Origin of the sequence: Pantoea sp. GbtcB22 (genome assembly GCF_019091025.1) — a bacterium.
GTDB lineage: Bacteria > Pseudomonadota > Gammaproteobacteria > Enterobacterales > Enterobacteriaceae > Pantoea > Pantoea leporis.
In genome coordinates, this window is record NZ_JAGXKB010000001.1 from 191251 (window position 1) to 208579 (window position 17329).

At 60.5% G+C, this 17329-nt stretch carries 12 protein-coding genes; 6 read left to right on the forward strand and 6 right to left on the reverse strand.

Going from position 1 to position 17329, the window contains the following annotated elements:
* Positions 1-5 precede the first annotated feature (5 nt).
* The 6 genes from nirB to KVT28_RS00945 all read left to right on the forward strand — a co-directional run bounded on the left by nirB (position 6) and on the right by KVT28_RS00945 (position 11274).
* Complete coding sequence (gene nirB / locus KVT28_RS00920; protein ID WP_217546378.1) at positions 6-4073, forward strand: nitrite reductase large subunit NirB; 4068 nt, start codon at positions 6-8, stop codon at positions 4071-4073.
* Positions 4070-6673 (forward strand): nitrate reductase, encoded by a 2604-nt coding sequence (locus KVT28_RS00925; RefSeq protein WP_110866335.1) that lies wholly within the window; start codon positions 4070-4072, stop codon positions 6671-6673. Before nirB ends, KVT28_RS00925 begins: the two co-directional genes overlap by 4 nt.
* Positions 6674-6684: 11 nt before the next feature.
* Positions 6685-7548 carry a uroporphyrinogen-III C-methyltransferase gene (cobA, locus tag KVT28_RS00930; protein ID WP_101764131.1) on the forward strand — a complete coding sequence of 288 codons (864 nt, stop codon included), beginning with the start codon at positions 6685-6687 and terminating at the stop codon, positions 7546-7548.
* 87 nt (positions 7549-7635) lie between these two features.
* Positions 7636-8787 carry a flagellar biosynthesis protein FlhB gene (gene flhB / locus KVT28_RS00935; protein WP_101764132.1) on the forward strand — a complete coding sequence of 384 codons (1152 nt, stop codon included), beginning with the start codon at positions 7636-7638 and terminating at the stop codon, positions 8785-8787.
* Positions 8780-10867, forward strand: a complete 2088-nt coding sequence (flhA, locus tag KVT28_RS00940; RefSeq protein WP_008110540.1) for a flagellar biosynthesis protein FlhA — start codon at positions 8780-8782, stop codon at positions 10865-10867. Before flhB ends, flhA begins: the two co-directional genes overlap by 8 nt.
* Positions 10867-11274: a flagellar protein FlhE gene (locus KVT28_RS00945; RefSeq protein WP_137385962.1), complete on the forward strand. Its 408-nt coding sequence runs from the start codon at positions 10867-10869 to the stop codon at positions 11272-11274. Before flhA ends, KVT28_RS00945 begins: the two co-directional genes overlap by 1 nt.
* Positions 11275-11319: 45 nt before the next feature.
* Here the strand turns inward: KVT28_RS00945 and KVT28_RS00950 are convergent, their stop codons facing one another.
* The 6 genes from KVT28_RS00950 to KVT28_RS00975 all read right to left on the reverse strand — a co-directional run bounded on the left by KVT28_RS00950 (position 11320) and on the right by KVT28_RS00975 (position 17328).
* Positions 11320-12633 (reverse strand): cytochrome c, encoded by a 1314-nt coding sequence (locus tag KVT28_RS00950; RefSeq protein WP_217546379.1) that lies wholly within the window; start codon positions 12631-12633, stop codon positions 11320-11322.
* Positions 12634-12643: 10 nt separating this feature from the next.
* Positions 12644-14245 carry a GMC family oxidoreductase gene (locus tag KVT28_RS00955; RefSeq protein WP_217546382.1) on the reverse strand — a complete coding sequence of 534 codons (1602 nt, stop codon included), beginning with the start codon at positions 14243-14245 and terminating at the stop codon, positions 12644-12646.
* Positions 14238-14765, reverse strand: coding sequence for a sugar dehydrogenase complex small subunit (locus tag KVT28_RS00960; protein ID WP_101764137.1), 528 nt, complete (start codon positions 14763-14765; stop codon positions 14238-14240). The genes KVT28_RS00955 and KVT28_RS00960 overlap by 8 nt, the downstream gene beginning before the upstream one ends.
* Positions 14766-14780: 15 nt before the next feature.
* Positions 14781-15236, reverse strand: a complete 456-nt coding sequence (locus KVT28_RS00965) for a heme-binding protein (RefSeq protein ID WP_192411672.1) — start codon at positions 15234-15236, stop codon at positions 14781-14783.
* A 116-nt stretch (positions 15237-15352) separates the two neighbouring features.
* Positions 15353-16237: an NAD(P)-dependent oxidoreductase gene (locus KVT28_RS00970; protein ID WP_217546384.1), complete on the reverse strand. Its 885-nt coding sequence runs from the start codon at positions 16235-16237 to the stop codon at positions 15353-15355.
* Positions 16237-17328: a 4-oxalomesaconate tautomerase gene (locus KVT28_RS00975; RefSeq protein WP_217546387.1), complete on the reverse strand. Its 1092-nt coding sequence runs from the start codon at positions 17326-17328 to the stop codon at positions 16237-16239. Before KVT28_RS00975 ends, KVT28_RS00970 begins: the two co-directional genes overlap by 1 nt.
* Position 17329 lies beyond the last annotated feature (1 nt).

Here is a 17329-nt window from a genome sequence, read left to right on the forward strand (position 1 = left end):
CAACCATGTTGCAGCGACTGGTAGTGATCGGGAACGGCATGGCGGCGATGCGCATGGTGGAAATCTTGCTGCAACGTGCACCGGGTCGCTACGCCATCACGGTGATTGGCCGTGAGCCGCACGGCAATTACAACCGGGTGCTGCTGTCGCCGGTGCTGGCGGGCGAAAAAGCCTTTGCTGACACGGTGCTCCACGAACCCGAATGGTATGCGGCACATCAGGTGCAGTTGCTGATGGGGGAAGAGGCGCTGCAGGTAGATATCCCTACGCGCACAGTACAAACCGACCAGCGCACACTGCACTGGGACAAGCTGGTGTTCGCCTGCGGTTCGAGGCCGCGCATGCCGGATCTGCCCGGCATCCATCGCCCACAGGTGCAGGGTTTCCGCACGGTACGAGACGTGGAGGCCATGCTCGCGCAGCAAGGTCCGGTGGTGCTGCTGGGCGGCGGATTGATTGGCGTGGAAGCCGCAGCGGCGCTGCGTCAGCGTGGACGTGACGTCACGCTGCTGCATCATCGTCCGTGGCTGCTTGATCGCCAGCTGGATGCCAAAGCGGGTGCGCTGTTGCAGCAGCATCTGGCACAGCGCGGTATTCGCTGTCGGCTCGGCGTCACTTTGCAGGCCATTGACGCCGAAAGCGTCACGCTCGGCGATGGGGCGGTTATCGCAGCGGAACAGGTGGTGATCGCCATCGGCGTGCTGCCGGAGATCGCGCTGGCGCAGGCGGCGGGCGTGCCTTGCCAGCGCGGCATTCTGGTTAACCGTCAACTGCAAACCGCGCTTCCGCATGTGTATGCGCTGGGTGAGTGCTGCGAAATCAGCGGCGAAACCTTTGGCTTGATTGCGCCTTGTCTGACGCAGGCCGCCGTGCTGGCAGCACAACTGGCGGGTGAACCCGTGGCCGACTTTCACTATCAGGAAAACGGTACGCGGCTGAAAGTCAGCGGCATTGAGATGTTCAGTGCGGGCGATATCAGCGAAGGCGACGCCATCAGCAGCTTTGACCCGCTGCACCAGCACTATCGCCGACTGTTTTTGCGCAATGGCGCACTGCGCGGCGTGCTGCTGTTTGGCGACAGCCAGGCGGCAGGCACGCTGCTACCACAACTTCAACAGGCCGCGCAGGTGGGCATTAACGCACTGTTCGGTCTTGACGACAACACAACGCAGCCAAGCGCTGCAGGAAGCCAGATGATGAGCAAACCTCTTCTCGCCGTGGTTGGACATGGCATGGTCAGCCACCATTTTCTCGAACAGCTGGTGAGTCGTGAACTGCATCAGCACTATCACATCGTGGTATACGGCGATGAGCCGCAGATGGCCTACGATCGCGTGCATCTTACCGAATACTTCAACGGTAAAAGCGCGGACGATTTGTCACTGGTCTGCGATAACTTCTTTCAGCAACACGGCATCGAACTGCGCAGCGGTTGTGAAGTGGTGGCAATTGACAGTGCAAAACGCAGCCTGCGTGATGCCAGCGGCGCGGAATTGACCTGGGATAAACTGGTGCTGGCGACCGGCTCGGTGCCGTTTGTACCGCCGGTTCCCGGCCACGATCACGCGCGTTGTTTTGTATACCGCACACTGGCCGATCTGGATGCGATTGCTGACTGTGCCCGTAATGCGACGCGCGGGGTGGTGATTGGAGGCGGGCTGCTCGGACTGGAAGCCGCCAACGCATTGAAACAGCTCGGTCTGGAAACCCATGTGGTGGAGTTCGCGCCGCGTCTGATGGCGGTGCAATTGGATGACGGCGGCGCGCAGATGCTGCGCGGCAAAATCAGCGCGCTGGGCGTTCAAGTTCATACCAGCAAGCAAACTGAAGCGATTGAGAGTCTGCCGGATGGCAGCCTGCAGCTGCGTTTTGCCGATGGCAGCCTGCTGGCAACGGACCTGCTGGTATTTTCAGCGGGTATTCGTCCGCGTGATGCACTGGCGCGCGCCGCCGGTCTGCAACTGGGTGAACGCGGCGGCATTCTGATCAACGACGCTTGCGCCACCAGCGCCGCAGATGTCTATGCGATTGGTGAATGCGCGCTGTGGCAAGGGCAAATTTTCGGTTTGGTTGCGCCGGGATATCAAATGGCGCGCGTACTGGCGGCGCAGCTGGCGCAGGAAGAACTGGCGTTCAGCGGTGCCGACATGAGCACGAAACTGAAACTGCTCGGCGTGGAAGTGGCGTCATTTGGCGATGCGCACGGGCGCACCGCTGACAGCCAAAGTTATCAGTGGATCGATAATCCAAAGGGCATCTACAAAAAACTGGTGGTGTGCAAAGATCGCAAAACGCTGCTTGGCGGCGTGCTGGTGGGCGACAGCGCAGATTACGCCAGCCTGCTGCAGATGATGCTGAATCAGTTACCGTTACCAGAAGAGCCGGAAAGCCTGATTTTGCCCCAGTTAGCGGGTGCGCCGGCTAAAGCGCTGGGTGTCGCGGCGTTGCCAGACAGCGCGCAAATCTGCTCGTGCCATAACGTCAGCAAGGCGGACATTTGCGGGGCAGTGCAGGGCGGCTGCGGTGACATGGCGGCGATCAAAAGCTGCACCAAAGCGGCAACCGGCTGCGGTGGGTGTAGCGCATTAGTCAAACAGGTGATGGAGTTCCAGCTCGCCAGTCAGGGCGTGGAAGTGAAGAAGGATATCTGTGAACACTTTGCCTACTCGCGTCAGGAGCTTTATCACCTGATCAGCGTCGGCAACATCAGCACCTTCGAGCAGCTATTACAGCTCAACGGGCGCGGACAGGGCTGTGAAGTGTGCAAGCCGCTGGTGGGATCATTGCTGGCATCATGCTGGAATGACTACTTACTGAAGCCCGAACATCTGCCGCTGCAGGATACCAACGATCGCTACTTCGCCAACATCCAGAAAGATGGCACCTATTCGGTGGTACCGCGTGTGCCAGCCGGTGAAATTACGCCGCAAGGGCTAATTGCGATTGGTGAAGTAGCCGCTCGTTACGATCTCTACACCAAAATCACCGGCGGTCAGCGCATCGATCTGTTCGGTGCGCGGCTCGATCAGTTACCGGATATCTGGGAACACTTAATCGCGGCGGGTTTTGAAACCGGTCACGCTTATGGCAAATCGCTGCGCACGGTAAAATCCTGCGTGGGGTCAACCTGGTGCCGTTACGGCGTGCAGGATTCTACCGCCTTCGCCATCGCATTAGAGAATCGCTACAAAGGGCTGCGCGCCCCGCACAAAATTAAAATGGCGGTTTCCGGCTGCACGCGTGAATGCGCTGAAGCGCAGAGCAAGGACATTGGCGTAATCGCCACGGAAAAAGGCTGGAACCTGTATGTCTGCGGCAACGGCGGGATGAAACCGCGTCATGCCGATTTGTTCGCCAGCGATCTCGATGATGAAACGCTGCTGCGCTACGTTGACCGCATCTTGATGTTCTATGTGCGCACCGCCGATCGTCTGCAGCGCACCAGCGTGTGGATGGATAACATGGAAGGCGGACTCGACTACCTGCGTCAGGTGGTGATCGAAGATTCACTCGGTATAGCCGTGCAACTGGAGCAGGAGATGCAGCGCGTGGTGGAGCGCTATCAGTGCGAATGGCACAGCACGCTGCAGGATCCTTCGCGTCGCGCCTTGTTTACCGCCACCGTCAACAGCGAGCAGCCTGACGAGACGCTCAACTATGTGCAGGTGCGCGGTCAGCGTCAGCCCGCGACGGCGGACAGCATTCCCGTTACCACGTTGCCGGCAGAACCCTGGAGTGCCATTTGCCTTGTCGACGCTATCCCGCCGTCTGCGGGCATGGGTGCGCGGTTAGGCGGTCAGCGTGTGGCCTTGTTCCGCTTGGGCGAGGCGATTTATGCGCTGGAAGATATTGAGCCCGGCACGCAAGCCAGCGTGCTGTCGCGTGGCATTCTCGGCGACGTAGCGGGCGAGCCGGTGGTGATATCACCGCTCTACAAGCAGCGCGTGCGGCTGCGCGACGGACAAAGTCTCGATAACGCCGAGCATCAGCTGCGCTGCTGGCCGGTGCGCGTGGAGGGCGGCAAAGTGTGGCTCGGGCATCAGCCGATTATTGCGCTGGCGGCGGCCTCATGAAAACCACCTGTCCGTACTGCGGCGTGGGCTGTGGCGTGGAGGTGAAAGCCCTCGATGCGCCGGTGAGCGGCGACCGCCAGCATCCGGCTAATTTCGGTCGGCTGTGCGTCAAAGGTTCAGCGCTGGGCGAGACCCTGATGCATGACGGTCGTTTGCTCTGGCCGCAGATTGATGGTCAGCGCGTCAGTATCGATGCCGCACTGGACCATGTGGCGGCGGGTTTCCGGCGCATCATCGATCAACATGGCCCGCAGGCGGTGGCCTTTTACGGCTCCGGTCAACTGCTAACGGAGGATTATTACACCGCCAATAAGCTGATGAAGGGCTTTATTGGCTCTGCCAACATCGATACCAATTCACGGCTGTGTATGGCTTCGGCGGTGGTGGGTTACAAACGCGCTTTCGGTGCCGATGCGGTGCCGTGCTGCTATGACGATCTTGAACAAGCCGATGTTGTGGTGTTAGTCGGCTCCAACGCGGCATGGGCGCATCCAGTGGCGTGGCAGCGGCTGGTGCAGGCCAAAGCCGAACGCCCTGAGATGCAGCTGGTGGTGATCGATCCGCGTCGTACTGCCAGCTGTGACCTTGCTGATGTTCATCTGGCGCTGCAACCGGGATCTGATAGCGCGCTGTTTGCCGGGCTGCTGAACTGGCTGGCGCACCATGCGGGTATCGATGCCAGTATGTTGCCGCATCTGGCCAATGTGGAAGCGACCTTAGCCGCCTGTGAGGCGTGGGATGTGGCGACGGTCGCCGCTGCCTGCCAGCTGAGTGAGCATGACATTGTGGCATTTTGGCAGCTGTTCGCAGCGCAGCCGCGCGTGCTGACGCTGTGGTGCATGGGCATCAATCAGTCACAAACCGGCAGCGATAACAACAACGCCATCCTCAATGCGCATCTGCTCAGCGGCAAAATCGGCCGTGCGGGCTGCGGACCGTTTTCGCTGACCGGACAGCCCAACGCCATGGGCGGCCGTGAAGTGGGCGGCTTAGCCAATCAGCTGGCGGCGCACATGGGCTTTAGCGCAGCAGAGGTTGATCGTGTTGCGCGCTTTTGGCGGAGCGATCGTGTTGCGCAGCAGCCGGGACTGACGGCAGTTTATCTGTTCAATGCCATCGAACGCGGCGACGTCAAGGCAGTGTGGATCATGGGTACCAATCCTGCCGTTTCGATGCCGGAAGGTAACCGCGTGGCGCACGCGCTGGCGAAATGCGAGCTGGTGGTGGTGTCGGAAGTCAGCGCCCACAGCGACACGGCACAATTTGCTGATGTGCTACTGCCGGCGCAGGCATGGGGCGAGAAAAACGGCACCGTGACCAATTCGGAGCGGCGTATCTCACGCCAGCGCAGTTTTATTGCGCCAGCCGGTGAGGCCAAAGCGGATTGGTGGCTGCTGGCGCAGGTGGCGCAGCGACTCGGTTTTGGCGCGGCCTTTGCCTGGCAGCATCCAGGCGAGATTTTCGCCGAGCATGCCGCGCTGTCTGGTTTTGAGAATCGCGGCACGCGCGCCTTTGATATCAGCGCGCTGGCAACCATCACGCGTGAGCAATATGACCAGTTAGCCCCGGTGCAGTGGCCGATCACTGCCGCGTCACCCAACGGCACCGCGCGGCTGTTTGCCGATCGCCGCTTTTACCATGCCGATGGAAAAGCGCGTCTGCTGCCGCCCGCGATACCGGTTAAAACCCTCATGACCACTGATTATCCGCTGCTGATGAATACCGGCCGCATCCGCGATCAGTGGCACACCATGACGCGCACCGGCAACGTGCCGCGACTGATGCAGCATTACGATGAACCCTTTGTCGCGCTAAATCCGCTGGATGCGGCGGCGTACGGCTTGAGCCACGGCGATGTGACGCGCGTGCAGTCGGCGCTGGGCTGGTGCAGCGGACGCGTCACCCTCGACAGCGGCCTGCAGCGTGGGCAAATCTTTGTGCCGATGCACTGGACAAGACAGTTCAGCGGGCAGGCCAACGTCGATGGATTAGTCGCGGCCAGCTGTTGTCCCGATTCCGCTCAGCCAGCGTTAAAACAAACGGCGGTGCGCTTGCAACTACTGCGTCCAGCGTGGCAAGGCTGGCTGTGGCTGCCGGACATCATCACGCCGCCTGCACTACTCTACTGGTCGCGAGCCCCACAGCCCGGCGTGCAGCGCTATGTGCTGGCGGGCAGCGCTCATGCTGGCGAATGGCTGATGCAACTGCCGGGCATGTCCGCATTGCAATGGCAGCAGGCGCAGGCGGGACAGCAATTGCACTGGCTTGGCTGGCGCGAGGGCAAGTTGGCATGCGCCTTTTATGCCGCGCCCTGGCTACCAGACATCGATCACCCATTTATCGCGCGGGCCTTCAGCCAGCCGCCCGATTTGCCGCAGCAGCGACATGCGCTGTTGGGCGGGCGACCGGCGCAGGGCGGCAGCCACGGACGTACCCTTTGCAGCTGCTTTGGCGTCGGTGAAGTGGCGATTCGCCGGGCCATCGCTGAGGGCTGTGATTCCCCGGCAGCGCTCGGCGCGGTGTTGAAATGCGGCACCAACTGTGGCTCCTGTATCCCGGAGCTCAAACAACTGCTCTCATCTCTGCGCGTGGCGCAGTAACGGAAAACATCATGACGCAAGCCAGTGAATCCCTCGACAAGCTGTTTAATCCGCGTGACGGCGAACACGCGCAAGGTGGCGTCTGGCTGGTTGGGGCTGGGCCGGGAGACGTAGAACTGCTCACCTTAAAAGCATGGAGGCTGATCAACAGCGCCGACGTTGTGGTGTATGACCGGTTGGTGAGCGAGGCGATCATGGCGGAAGTGCCGCCGGAGACGCTGGCGATTGATGTCGGCAAGAAGCCCGGCAGCCACGGGTTAAAGCAGGTGCAAACTAATCAGCTGCTGGTGGATTTAGCCCGCAGCGGGCGGCAAGTGGTGCGGCTCAAAGGCGGCGATCCCTTTATTTTCGGGCGCGGCGGTGAAGAGATGCTCTATCTGCAACAGGCGGGAATAGCCTGCCAGATCGTGCCGGGTATTACCGCCGCCGCCGGATGCGCGGCAGCCAGCGGCATTCCGCTAACGCACCGTGATTGCGCACAGTCGCTGCGGTTAATTACCGGTCACGGCAAAAGCGGTGAACCGCAGCTGGATGATGCCAGCCTCGCCGCCAATAACCAGACGCTGGTGTTTTATATGGGGCTGAAGTGGAGCGCCAGCATCAGCGCACAGCTGCAGGCGCAGGGCCGCAACGCGCAGACGCCGGTGGCAATCATTGAGAATGGCACGCGTGCCGATCAGCGGGTGATGATCACTACGCTGGCTGAGCTGGCACACACTGTTGAGGTGCAACAAGCCCAATCGCCGGCGTTATTGTTGGTGGGTGACGTGGTGCACTTTTATCGCCAACCGGTCAGGATTAATGCACATTCGAGCAATGTAGCGGCGCCATTTATGGCGACCAATCAGCCCGCAATTTCACTTATGGCTAAATAAGCTCACATTTCCCCCCTTTAATCCGCGCTTTAGCCTGTCAGGGTTTTGGCATTCTATGCTCAGAATTCCTGCCAGCTGAGGTAAGTCGTGGCTGAAGAGAGTAACGAGGACAAAACAGAATCGCCCACGCCCCACCGACTTGAAAAAGCGCGTGAGGAGGGGCAGATTCCGCGTTCGCGCGAGCTGACTTCAGTGATGATGCTGTTGATTGGATTGCTGATCCTGTGGGTCGGCGGCAACAGCATGGCGGAGCGTCTGGCCAGCATGGTCGCCACCGGATTTCGTTTTGATCACGGCATGGTGAACGATGACAAAGTGATCATTGGTCATATCGGCAGCCTGATTAAGCAGGCTGTGATCGCGCTGCTGCCGCTGATGGGCGGCTTAGTGGTGGTGGCGATTGCCGGGCCGATGGCGCTGGGCGGCCTTAACTTCAGCGGCAAATCCATTAAGTTCGATCTCAAAAAGCTCAACCCGCTCACCGGTATTGGCCGCATGTTCTCCGGCCAAACCGCTGCAGAGCTGGTGAAATCGATCATGAAAGCGGTGCTGGTTGGGCTGGTGGCTGGCTGGTACATCTGGAGCCATTGGGAAGAGATGCTGCGTTTGATGAGCGAATCGCCGATCAACGCGCTACATCATGGTTTGTCGATGATCGCCGCCTGCTGTGGGCTGATCATGCTGGGCCTGTTCCCGATGGTGGGTTTTGATGTGTTCTGGCAGCTCTACAGCTACTTCAAAAAGCTGAAGATGACACGCCAGGAGATCCGCGACGAACATAAACAAAACGAAGGCGACCCGCACGTTAAAGGGCGTATTCGCCAGGCGATGCGCGCGGCGGCACGCCGTCGCATGATGGCCGATGTACCGAAAGCCGACGTTATCGTCACTAACCCGACGCACTACTCGGTGGCGCTGAAGTATCAGGAAGGCAAGATGAGCGCGCCCAAAGTGGTGGCCAAAGGCGCGGGCGATATCGCCCTGAAGATTCGTGAGCTCGCCAAAGAGCACCGCATCCCGATTCTTGAAGCACCGCCGCTGGCGCGTGCGTTGTATCGACACACTGAAATTGGTCAGTTCATCCCCGGCGCGCTGTATGGCGCGGTAGCGGAAGTGCTGGCCTGGGTTTGGCAGCTGCGACGCTGGAAGCGCGAAGGCGGCCTGATTCCAAACAAACCAAAAAACCTGCCGGTTCCGGCAGACATGGACTTTGCAGGAGAGAACACTAACGATGGCTAATTTAGCCGAGAAGCTGCGTTTACCGGGCAACTTTAAAGACACGCAATGGCAGGTGCTGGCGGGCCCGGTACTGATCATGTTGATCTTGTCGATGATGGTGCTGCCGTTACCCGCATTCATTCTTGACCTGCTGTTCACCTTTAACATTGCGCTGTCGATCATGGTGCTGCTGGTGGCGATGTTCACCCAGCGCACGCTGGAGTTCGCCGCCTTCCCGACCATTCTGCTGTTCTCGACGCTGCTGCGTCTGGCGCTGAACGTTGCGTCAACCCGTATCATTCTGCTGGAAGGCCACACCGGCGCCGATGCGGCCGGACGCGTGGTGGAAGCCTTCGGTCACTTCCTCGTTGGCGGTAACTTCGCCATCGGTATCGTGGTGTTCATCATCCTCGTTATCATCAACTTCATGGTTATCACCAAGGGTGCGGGACGTATCGCCGAAGTCGGCGCGCGTTTTGTGCTGGATGGGATGCCCGGTAAGCAGATGGCGATTGATGCTGACCTCAACGCCGGCTTGATTGGCGAGCAGGAAGCCAAGCAACGCCGTACCGAAGTGACGCAGGAAGCCGATTTCTACGGCTCAATGGACGGTGCGAGTAAGTTCGTTCGTGGTGACGCCATCGCCGGCATCCTTATCATGGTGATCAACATCATCGGCGGCCTGTTGGTCGGCGTGGTGCAGCACGGCATGGATCTCGGTCACGCCGGTGAAACTTACACGCTGTTGACCATCGGTGACGGCCTGGTAGCACAGATTCCGGCGCTGGTGATCTCCACCGCCGCAGGTGTCATCGTAACGCGCGTGGGCACCGATCAGGACGTCGGCGAGCAGATGGTAACGCAGCTATTCAAGAACCCGCGCGTGCTGATGCTGAGCGGCGGCGTGATTGGTTTGCTCGGCCTGGTGCCGGGCATGCCAAACCTGGTGTTCCTGCTGTTTACCGCTGCGCTATTAGGACTTGCCTGGTGGTTACGCGGTCGCGAAATGCAGCCGAAGAAACCAACCGAAGCCTCAAGCCTGGTGAAAACCCAGGAAACGCCGGCCACGGTGGAAGCGTCGTGGACCGATGTGCAGCTGGAAGATTCGCTCGGTATGGAAGTGGGTTATCGCCTGATTCCGATGGTCGATCACCTGCAAAACGGCGAACTTTTGGGGCGTATCCGCAGTATTCGTAAGAAGGTGGCACAAGAGGTGGGCTTCCTGCCGCCGGTGGTGCATATCCGTGACAACATGGAGCTGCCACCCGCGCGTTACCGCATCCTGATGAAAGGCGTAGAAATTGGCAGCGGCGACGCTTATCCGGGCCGCTGGATGGCGATCAACCCCGGCACCGCCGCTGGTTCGCTGCCGGGCGAGCCAACCGTCGATCCGGCCTTTGGTCTGGCGGCGATCTGGATCGACAGCGCCCTGAAAGAGCAGGCGCAGATTCAGGGCTTTACCGTGGTGGAAGCCAGCACCGTGGTGGCGACGCACCTCAATCACCTGATTGGCCAATACGCCAGCGAGCTGTTTGGCCGTCAGGAAGCGCAGCAGCTGTTGGATCGCGTCACGCAAGAGATGCCGAAGCTGACCGAAGATCTGGTGCCGGGTGTCATCACGCTGACTACGCTGCACAAAGTGCTGCAAAACCTGCTGACCGAGCGCGTCTCGATTCGCGATATGCGCACCATTATTGAAACGCTGGCGGAACATGCGCCAGTGCAGAACGATCCGCAAGAGCTCACCAGCGTTGTGCGTGTGGCGCTGGGACGGGCGATTACCCAACAGTGGTTCCCGGGCAACGGCGAAGTGCAGGTGATCGGCCTGGATGCCACGCTGGAACGCCTGTTGCTGCAGGCGCTGCAAGGTGGCGGTGGACTCGAGCCAGGTCTGGCAGATCGCTTACTGGTGCAGGCGCAAGGCGCACTGCAGCAGCAAGAGATGGCAGGCGCGCCGCCGGTGCTGCTGGTCAATCATCCGCTGCGTGCCTTGCTGGCACGCTTCCTGCGGCGCAATCTGCCGCAGCTGATTGTGCTGTCGAATATGGAGCTGACCGACAACCGTCAAATCCGCATGACCGCCACCATTGGAGGCAAGTAATGCGTCGCTGGTGCTGGGCATTAATGCTGATGCCGTTGATGGCGCTGCCGCTGGCTGTTGATGCGTCCAGCGGTGCCTGGACAGCCAACGCCAGCGGCCCAAGCCTTGGCGTGCGCGGTAACTGGCTGATGACGCCTGCGCTGCGTGCGCCTTCCAGCGCGCCGGGCAATATTTCGCTGGTGTACTGGCGTTATCAGCTCAGCCGTCCTGCGCCCTCGGGTTTGGTGGTGCGCTTATGTGCGGGCGATCGTTGTGTCGAGATTGAAGGCGCCAGCGGCAGTACGCGCGGCTTAGCCAACGTGGCGGCGGAAGAGACGCTGCATCTTGCATTTGGCTTTAAGGGGAAGGGCGCATTGCCGCCCGGCTTACGCGTGGTGAGCAGTGAAGTGACGGTGAATTATCAGTAACGCGTGTTACCTCGGCGACGCGCGCCGCGCCGCCGAGTGCAGTAATTAAGGCTTATCTCCCTGACCGTAAATCGGGGGTGAAGCCAGTTTTGCATCCTCTCTTAACCCTTTTACCTGCTTCGCATCCACTTTGGCCGCCGCCGGATTACCAAACTGCTGGGTAACAAAGTTACTGACGTCAGCCACCTGCTGGTCACTCAGCTCAGGCGCAAAAGGCGGCATAAAGACTTCTCCCTCGCGCATATGGCGATGCACACCGTTGAGGACCACCGATACCACGTTCAGCGCATCTGCCGCGCCGGTGCTGGTGTGGTGGAACAGCGATGGATAGGCATGGAAACCGCTGCCCGATCCCGCACCTTCCGCGCCGTGACAGCTGGCACAGTTACCGGCAAACACCACCGCGCCGGGCTGAGCATTGCGGGTCGCATCATCGGCGCCGCGCAGTGCAATCAGCGCGGTGGAAGGTTGTCCCCAGCTGTCGCGCGCACGGGTTTGCTGCGCGTCCGGCTGCGGCTTAACGCTGCGCAGATAGGTGGCGATGTCCTGCAGATCACTCTCGGGCAGATATTGCAGGCTGTGCTCAATCGCTTCGGCCATCGGCCCGGAGGCGCTGGCTTTGTTGGCGACAAAGCCGGTTTTCAGGTAGGTCACCAGCTGCTGCTGGCTCCAGTCACCGATGCCTGCCTGCTTATCGGGTGTGATGTTGTAAGCCATCCAGCCGCCGAGATCGCCGCCGGCCAATGCTTTATCGTTGTCCATGCCCATGGTCAGATTACGCGGCGTATGGCAGGTGCCGCAGTGCGCCAGCGCTTCAACCAGATAGCGGCCGTTATTCCACTGCGCGCTCTGCTGCGTATCGTTCTGCAATTCGCCTTTATCGAAGTTAAACCACTTCCAGAAGCGCATGCCCCAGCGTTGGTTGAATGGGAACGGCAGGTCGGTTTGCGGTGAAGCCTGATGCACCGGCGGCATCGACATGAGATAGGCTTTGATTGCCAATACATCGTCGCGCTTCATTTTGGTAAAGGAGTCATACGGCATCGCCGGATAGAGCTGCTCGCCGTTTTTGCCAATGCCGTCGCGCACCGCAGCAACGAACTGATCGTCACTCCAGCTGCCGATACCGTACTGCTTATCAGAGGAGATATTGCTGCCCCAGATCTGGCCGAAAGGCGTACTGACCGCAAAGCCGCCGCCAAACAGCGGGCCGTTGGTGGCGGTATGACAGGCGGTACAGTCACCGGCGCGCGCCAGATATTCGCCGCGCTTAATTTGAGCGGCATTGTCTGCCGCCTGCGCCACGGCGCACTGCATCAGGACCACCGCGATAGCGGCCTGAATCAATACAGGTTTCATCGGGTGCTCCTTACAAGCTTGCCAGAACGCTATCGGCCATACGCAGCGCCAGCGCGGTTCCGGTCAGCGTTGAGTTGACCGTCGAGGCCGACGGCATAATACCGGTACCGGCGATAAACAGGTTCGGGTGATCGTGGGTGCGACAGTGACCATCCACCACCGAATCCTGCGGATTGCTGCCCATGATCATGGTACCGGTGATATGTTGGTTGTTGTCGTAGACGCCGCGTTTGCTGTAGACCGCCTCGGTGCCGCCCATCTCTTTCACCATGCGCTGGAAGTCGATCATCGACTGGTCATAGCCGCGATGCACGTAGTCCGGGAAGCGGTAGTAAACCTCGAGGCGGGGAATGCCCCAGGCATCCTTCTCGGTTTTGCTCAGCGTGACGCGGTTCTGCGGCTCCGGCAGCATCTCCAGCAGACACTTGAGCTGAACAAAACGCTCGGCCTGGAAGGCCAGCTTGTCGTTAAGCGCCTTGCCGTAATAGCCCTGACGCACCAGACGTTCGGTGAGATAACGCACCGGCGAGGTGTTGGCGAGGTCGATACGCAGCGCCGAGCGCTCACCACGGAAATCGCCGTCGCGCATATTGTTGATGCTGCCAGGACGCATCGGCCCACGGCCAAACCACACCGGCTCATCGGCGTAGAACTCTACCGACGATCCTGGATGATCCATCAGATTGCGGCCCACCATGCCGGAACTGTTGGCGATGCCGTTCGGGTAGCGATCGCTGGTGGAGAGCAGCAGGATTTTCGGGCTTTCGATGCCGTTGGCGGTCAGGACAAACTGTTTGCCAGTGACGCGATGGCGCGCTTTGTTCTGATCGAGATAGTGCACCGCCTGAATGGTGCCTTTGTCGTCAGCCTCAATGCGGAACACCACCGCATTAGTGACGATTTTGACACCGGCATCCAGCGCCTTACGCGCGGCGATGCCGCCGTGGTATTGCGCATCGATCGGGCAAACCGGCATGCAGTTGTTGTTGCCGCAGCAGGCCGGGCGACCGTCATAGGCGACACTGTTACGCGCCTGCGGACCAATGCCCACCTCATAACCCAGCGGACCGAGTCGCTGCTTCAGACGATCGAAGCCATACGGTAGCGGAATGCCCGGTAACGGATAAGGGCGCGAACGCGGTGAAGCCAGATCGCTGTCACCAGACACGCCCATCTGGTATTCGGCGTCGCAGTAATAGGGTTCCAGCTCGTCATAGCTGATCGGCCAGTCGCGGCCAATACCGTACAGCGACTGAATGCGCATATCGTTCGGCAACAGGCGGAACGCCTGTCCAGCCCAGTGCCATGTGGTGCCGCCGGTGCCGCGCAGATATTGGGCGCGATAGGGATCCGGGCCTTTTTGAATCAGGTAATTGTTATCGCTGGGAATGAATTTTGGCTGCGGTGCCCACGGCTGCGGCGGATACGGTTCGGTGAAGTCACCCTTAAACGGCGAGTTGCGGAAATACTCCACCGCCTGATCGCGCTTAATCTCCGGACCGGACTCCAGCATCAATACCGAAGCGCCTGCTTTGGCCATCTTCAGCGCCGCCAGTGAACCGGCAATGCCGGCGCCAATCACCACCACATCGGCGCTTAATGAATCAGACATGTGCTCTCCTTGCAGGCGGCTGCGTCCAGAAGTTAGGTTGCCCCGGCGCGTAGCTCGGTGGTAACAGGGAATCACGCACCAGCTGATAGCTGACGATATTCTCAAAAGCGATACATTGCGGGCGCGGCAGCGGGCCGACAACGCCGAGATACCAGCCGGAAACCAGCGCCTGATAAAGATCGCCGAGGGCTTTGGGTTGGGTACTCAGCAGCGTCAGCAGGCTGCTGCCGTTGGCGGCAGGTTGCTGCTGCAGTAGCGCGCTGAGCGTATCAAGCAGGCTGTCCAGCTGCGGGAAATGCGCGTGCAGCCAGCTGTAGAGGCGCTGCGCCAGCAAGGCGTCCGGCTGGTCCAGTCCGGTTAATCGGACGGAAATCGCAGTAAAACTGGCGGACGGTGCCACTGCGGCGGCCAGCGGTGGCGAGGCGAAGGCCAGGCTGCCGGGGAGCGCCTGCGTCAGGACGCCAGCCACCAACAGGCCCGCCGTGCCGGTCAGCAACCGGCGGCGTGAAAGAGTCATCATGGAAATCCCCGAAAGTTATTTCAGCGCCTGAGCGGCAGCCTCTGAAGCCTGATTATCCAGATCCTGTTTGGGGGTGCTGACGCCAACCGCGCCGACCACTTCATTCTGCAGCGTGAGCGGGAAACCGCCGCCGAGCGCCACCGCGTGCGGGATGGCGAGAACCGTGGTTTCGCCGCTCTGCAGACGCTGCATAAATTTCAGGGAAGGGGCGTGATACAGCGCCGAGGTGCGCGCTTTACCAATGGCGGCATCGACGCAGCCCGGCGATGCGCCGTCAAGGCGCTGGAAGGCCAGCAGCGTACCGCTGGTATCAACCACCGCTACACAGCCGGTGCTGTGCTGCGCGCTGATGCTATTTTTGACGCTGGTCATTACCTGGTTGGTGTGGCTGGCGTCCAGCGCGGCGGCGCTGGCCTGGCCAATACCCGCTGCCAGCAGCAGGGAAAGGGCGACAGATGCTCTAATCTTCATGTTTTGCTTCCGATAGTTATTGTTTTAAAACCTGCTTCTCGTCTCGCTTACGCTACGCTGTAGCAAAAATGTAAACAATTGCCGATAAACAAAACGCATACCTCTATGCGTATAACTCATTGAGGTGGATAGATCTTATCCAGCGTCTGTTGCCAGACGAACGGCGTGAGTTGTTGATAGCGCAGGGAGCGGGCGTTTAACGCATCAATCAGCCCTTGCTGCGTGGCAACAATCGCTGCGCTCATGGCGGCCGGTACCTTGACGTCCTGCAGCGTTTTCACCACTTCCTGCATCTCTTCGGCGCGTCGTTGGCCGTGCTCCGCCACGCGGCTAATCAGGTAGTGCGGCAGCTGATCGTTCCAGCCCAGCGACGGGAAACTGGCGTGCAGCGAGTCGAGCACCGCTTGCTCTACGCCATACTGGCGCGCCGCGCTCAGGCATTCGGTGGTCAGCGCCTCGAGGCCTTTGATCATCACGCTGCGGCACATCTTAATCGCTGAAGCTTCACCCACTTCGCCACCCAGCAGGCGGCTGTTGAGGCCCAGCTGTTGCAGCAGCGGCTGCACCTGTGCAGCCTGAGCGCCACCAATCAGCAGCGGCGTGGCCAGCCGCTTAGGCGGCACCGGCGCCATCACCGCTACGTCGATATAGCTGGCACCCGCAGCGTGAATCACTTCAGCCGCGGCGCGTTTGGTGTGCGGTGCCACCGAGTTGAGATCGAGAAAGTGCTGCCCGGCCTGTAACCGCGCTGCCGCCTGCTGCGCCACGTTGAGGGCCTGCGACGCGGTAACGGTGGAGAACACCAGCGCGGCATCCTGCAATGCATCCGCCAGCGAAGCGGCCAGCCGCACGCCGCTCTGCTGCGCTTTTTGCTGCAGCGCGGGCAGGGTTTCTGCCGCGAGCGCTTTGCAATCCCATACCGTCACCGCATTGCCCTGCGCCTGTAAATCATGGGCGAGAATGCCGCCCGCTTCGCCAAAACCGATAAAGGTGATGTTCATCAATTACTCCTTGTTGAAGGCCAGACCGCCGCCGGGATCATGACTTCACCGGCGAAAATGGCACGCGCGGTGCGCAACAGACCGCAGCCTGCCAGCGGGTTATCGCCTTCGCGCTGTAGCAGCACGCTAAATTCACCGCTGGGATGTTCCACGCTCAGGCGCTGTTGAGGTTGCTGGCTGGTGCGTGCCAGTCCGTCGGCGACGCTGCCGGGGATCAGGCAGGCGCTGGCAACGCTGACCGCGCCAAGCACGCCAATTGAGGCGTGGCAGCGGTGTGGAATAAAGGTGCGTGAGCTGATGGCGCCGCCGTGACGCGCTTCGGCCAGCAGCGTGACTTTGGGCACCGTACGCTGGCTGACATCCCCTAAATTCATCCGCGGCCCAGCCTGCAGGCGGATCGACTCCAGCCGCTGCTTGAGCTCGCTGTCGTTATCTAACGCGTCGCGGCTTTCATAGCCGCTGCGATTGACATCCGCTGCACGCACCAGGATCACCGGCATGCCGTTGTCGATGCAGGTGACGTCGATGCCATCAAAACGATCGCGCGGCTGACCGGTTGGCAGTAGCGCGCCACAGCTCGAACCGGCAATGTCTTTGAAGGTGAGGGCGATTTCGCCTGCGCTGCCCGGTACGCCATCAATGCGTAAGTCGCCGTCATAGTCGACTTCACCGTCGGGCGTGGCGAACACCGCCTCGGCAATCTGCCCGGTGTTCTGCATGAAAATGCGCACACGGGTGCGTTCGCTGCCTGCCTTGACCAGCCCGCGTTCGACGGCGAAAGGGCCGACGGCGGCGAGGATATTGCCGCAGTTTTGCCCGTAATCGACGCGGGCTTGATCGACGTTGACCTGGGCAAACAGGTAATCGACATCGGCATCGTCACGGTGTGAAGCGCTGACGATCGCCACTTTGCTGGTGAGCGGATCGGCCCCGCCGAGGCCGTCAATTTGACGGATATCGGGCGAACCCATCACCGCCAGCAGTACCCGATCGCGGGCCGCCGGTTCGGCTGGCAGATCCTGTGCCAGAAAGCAGGCGGCTTTGGAGGTGCCGCCGCGCATCAGTAAGCAGGGAATGCGACGCTGGCGCATG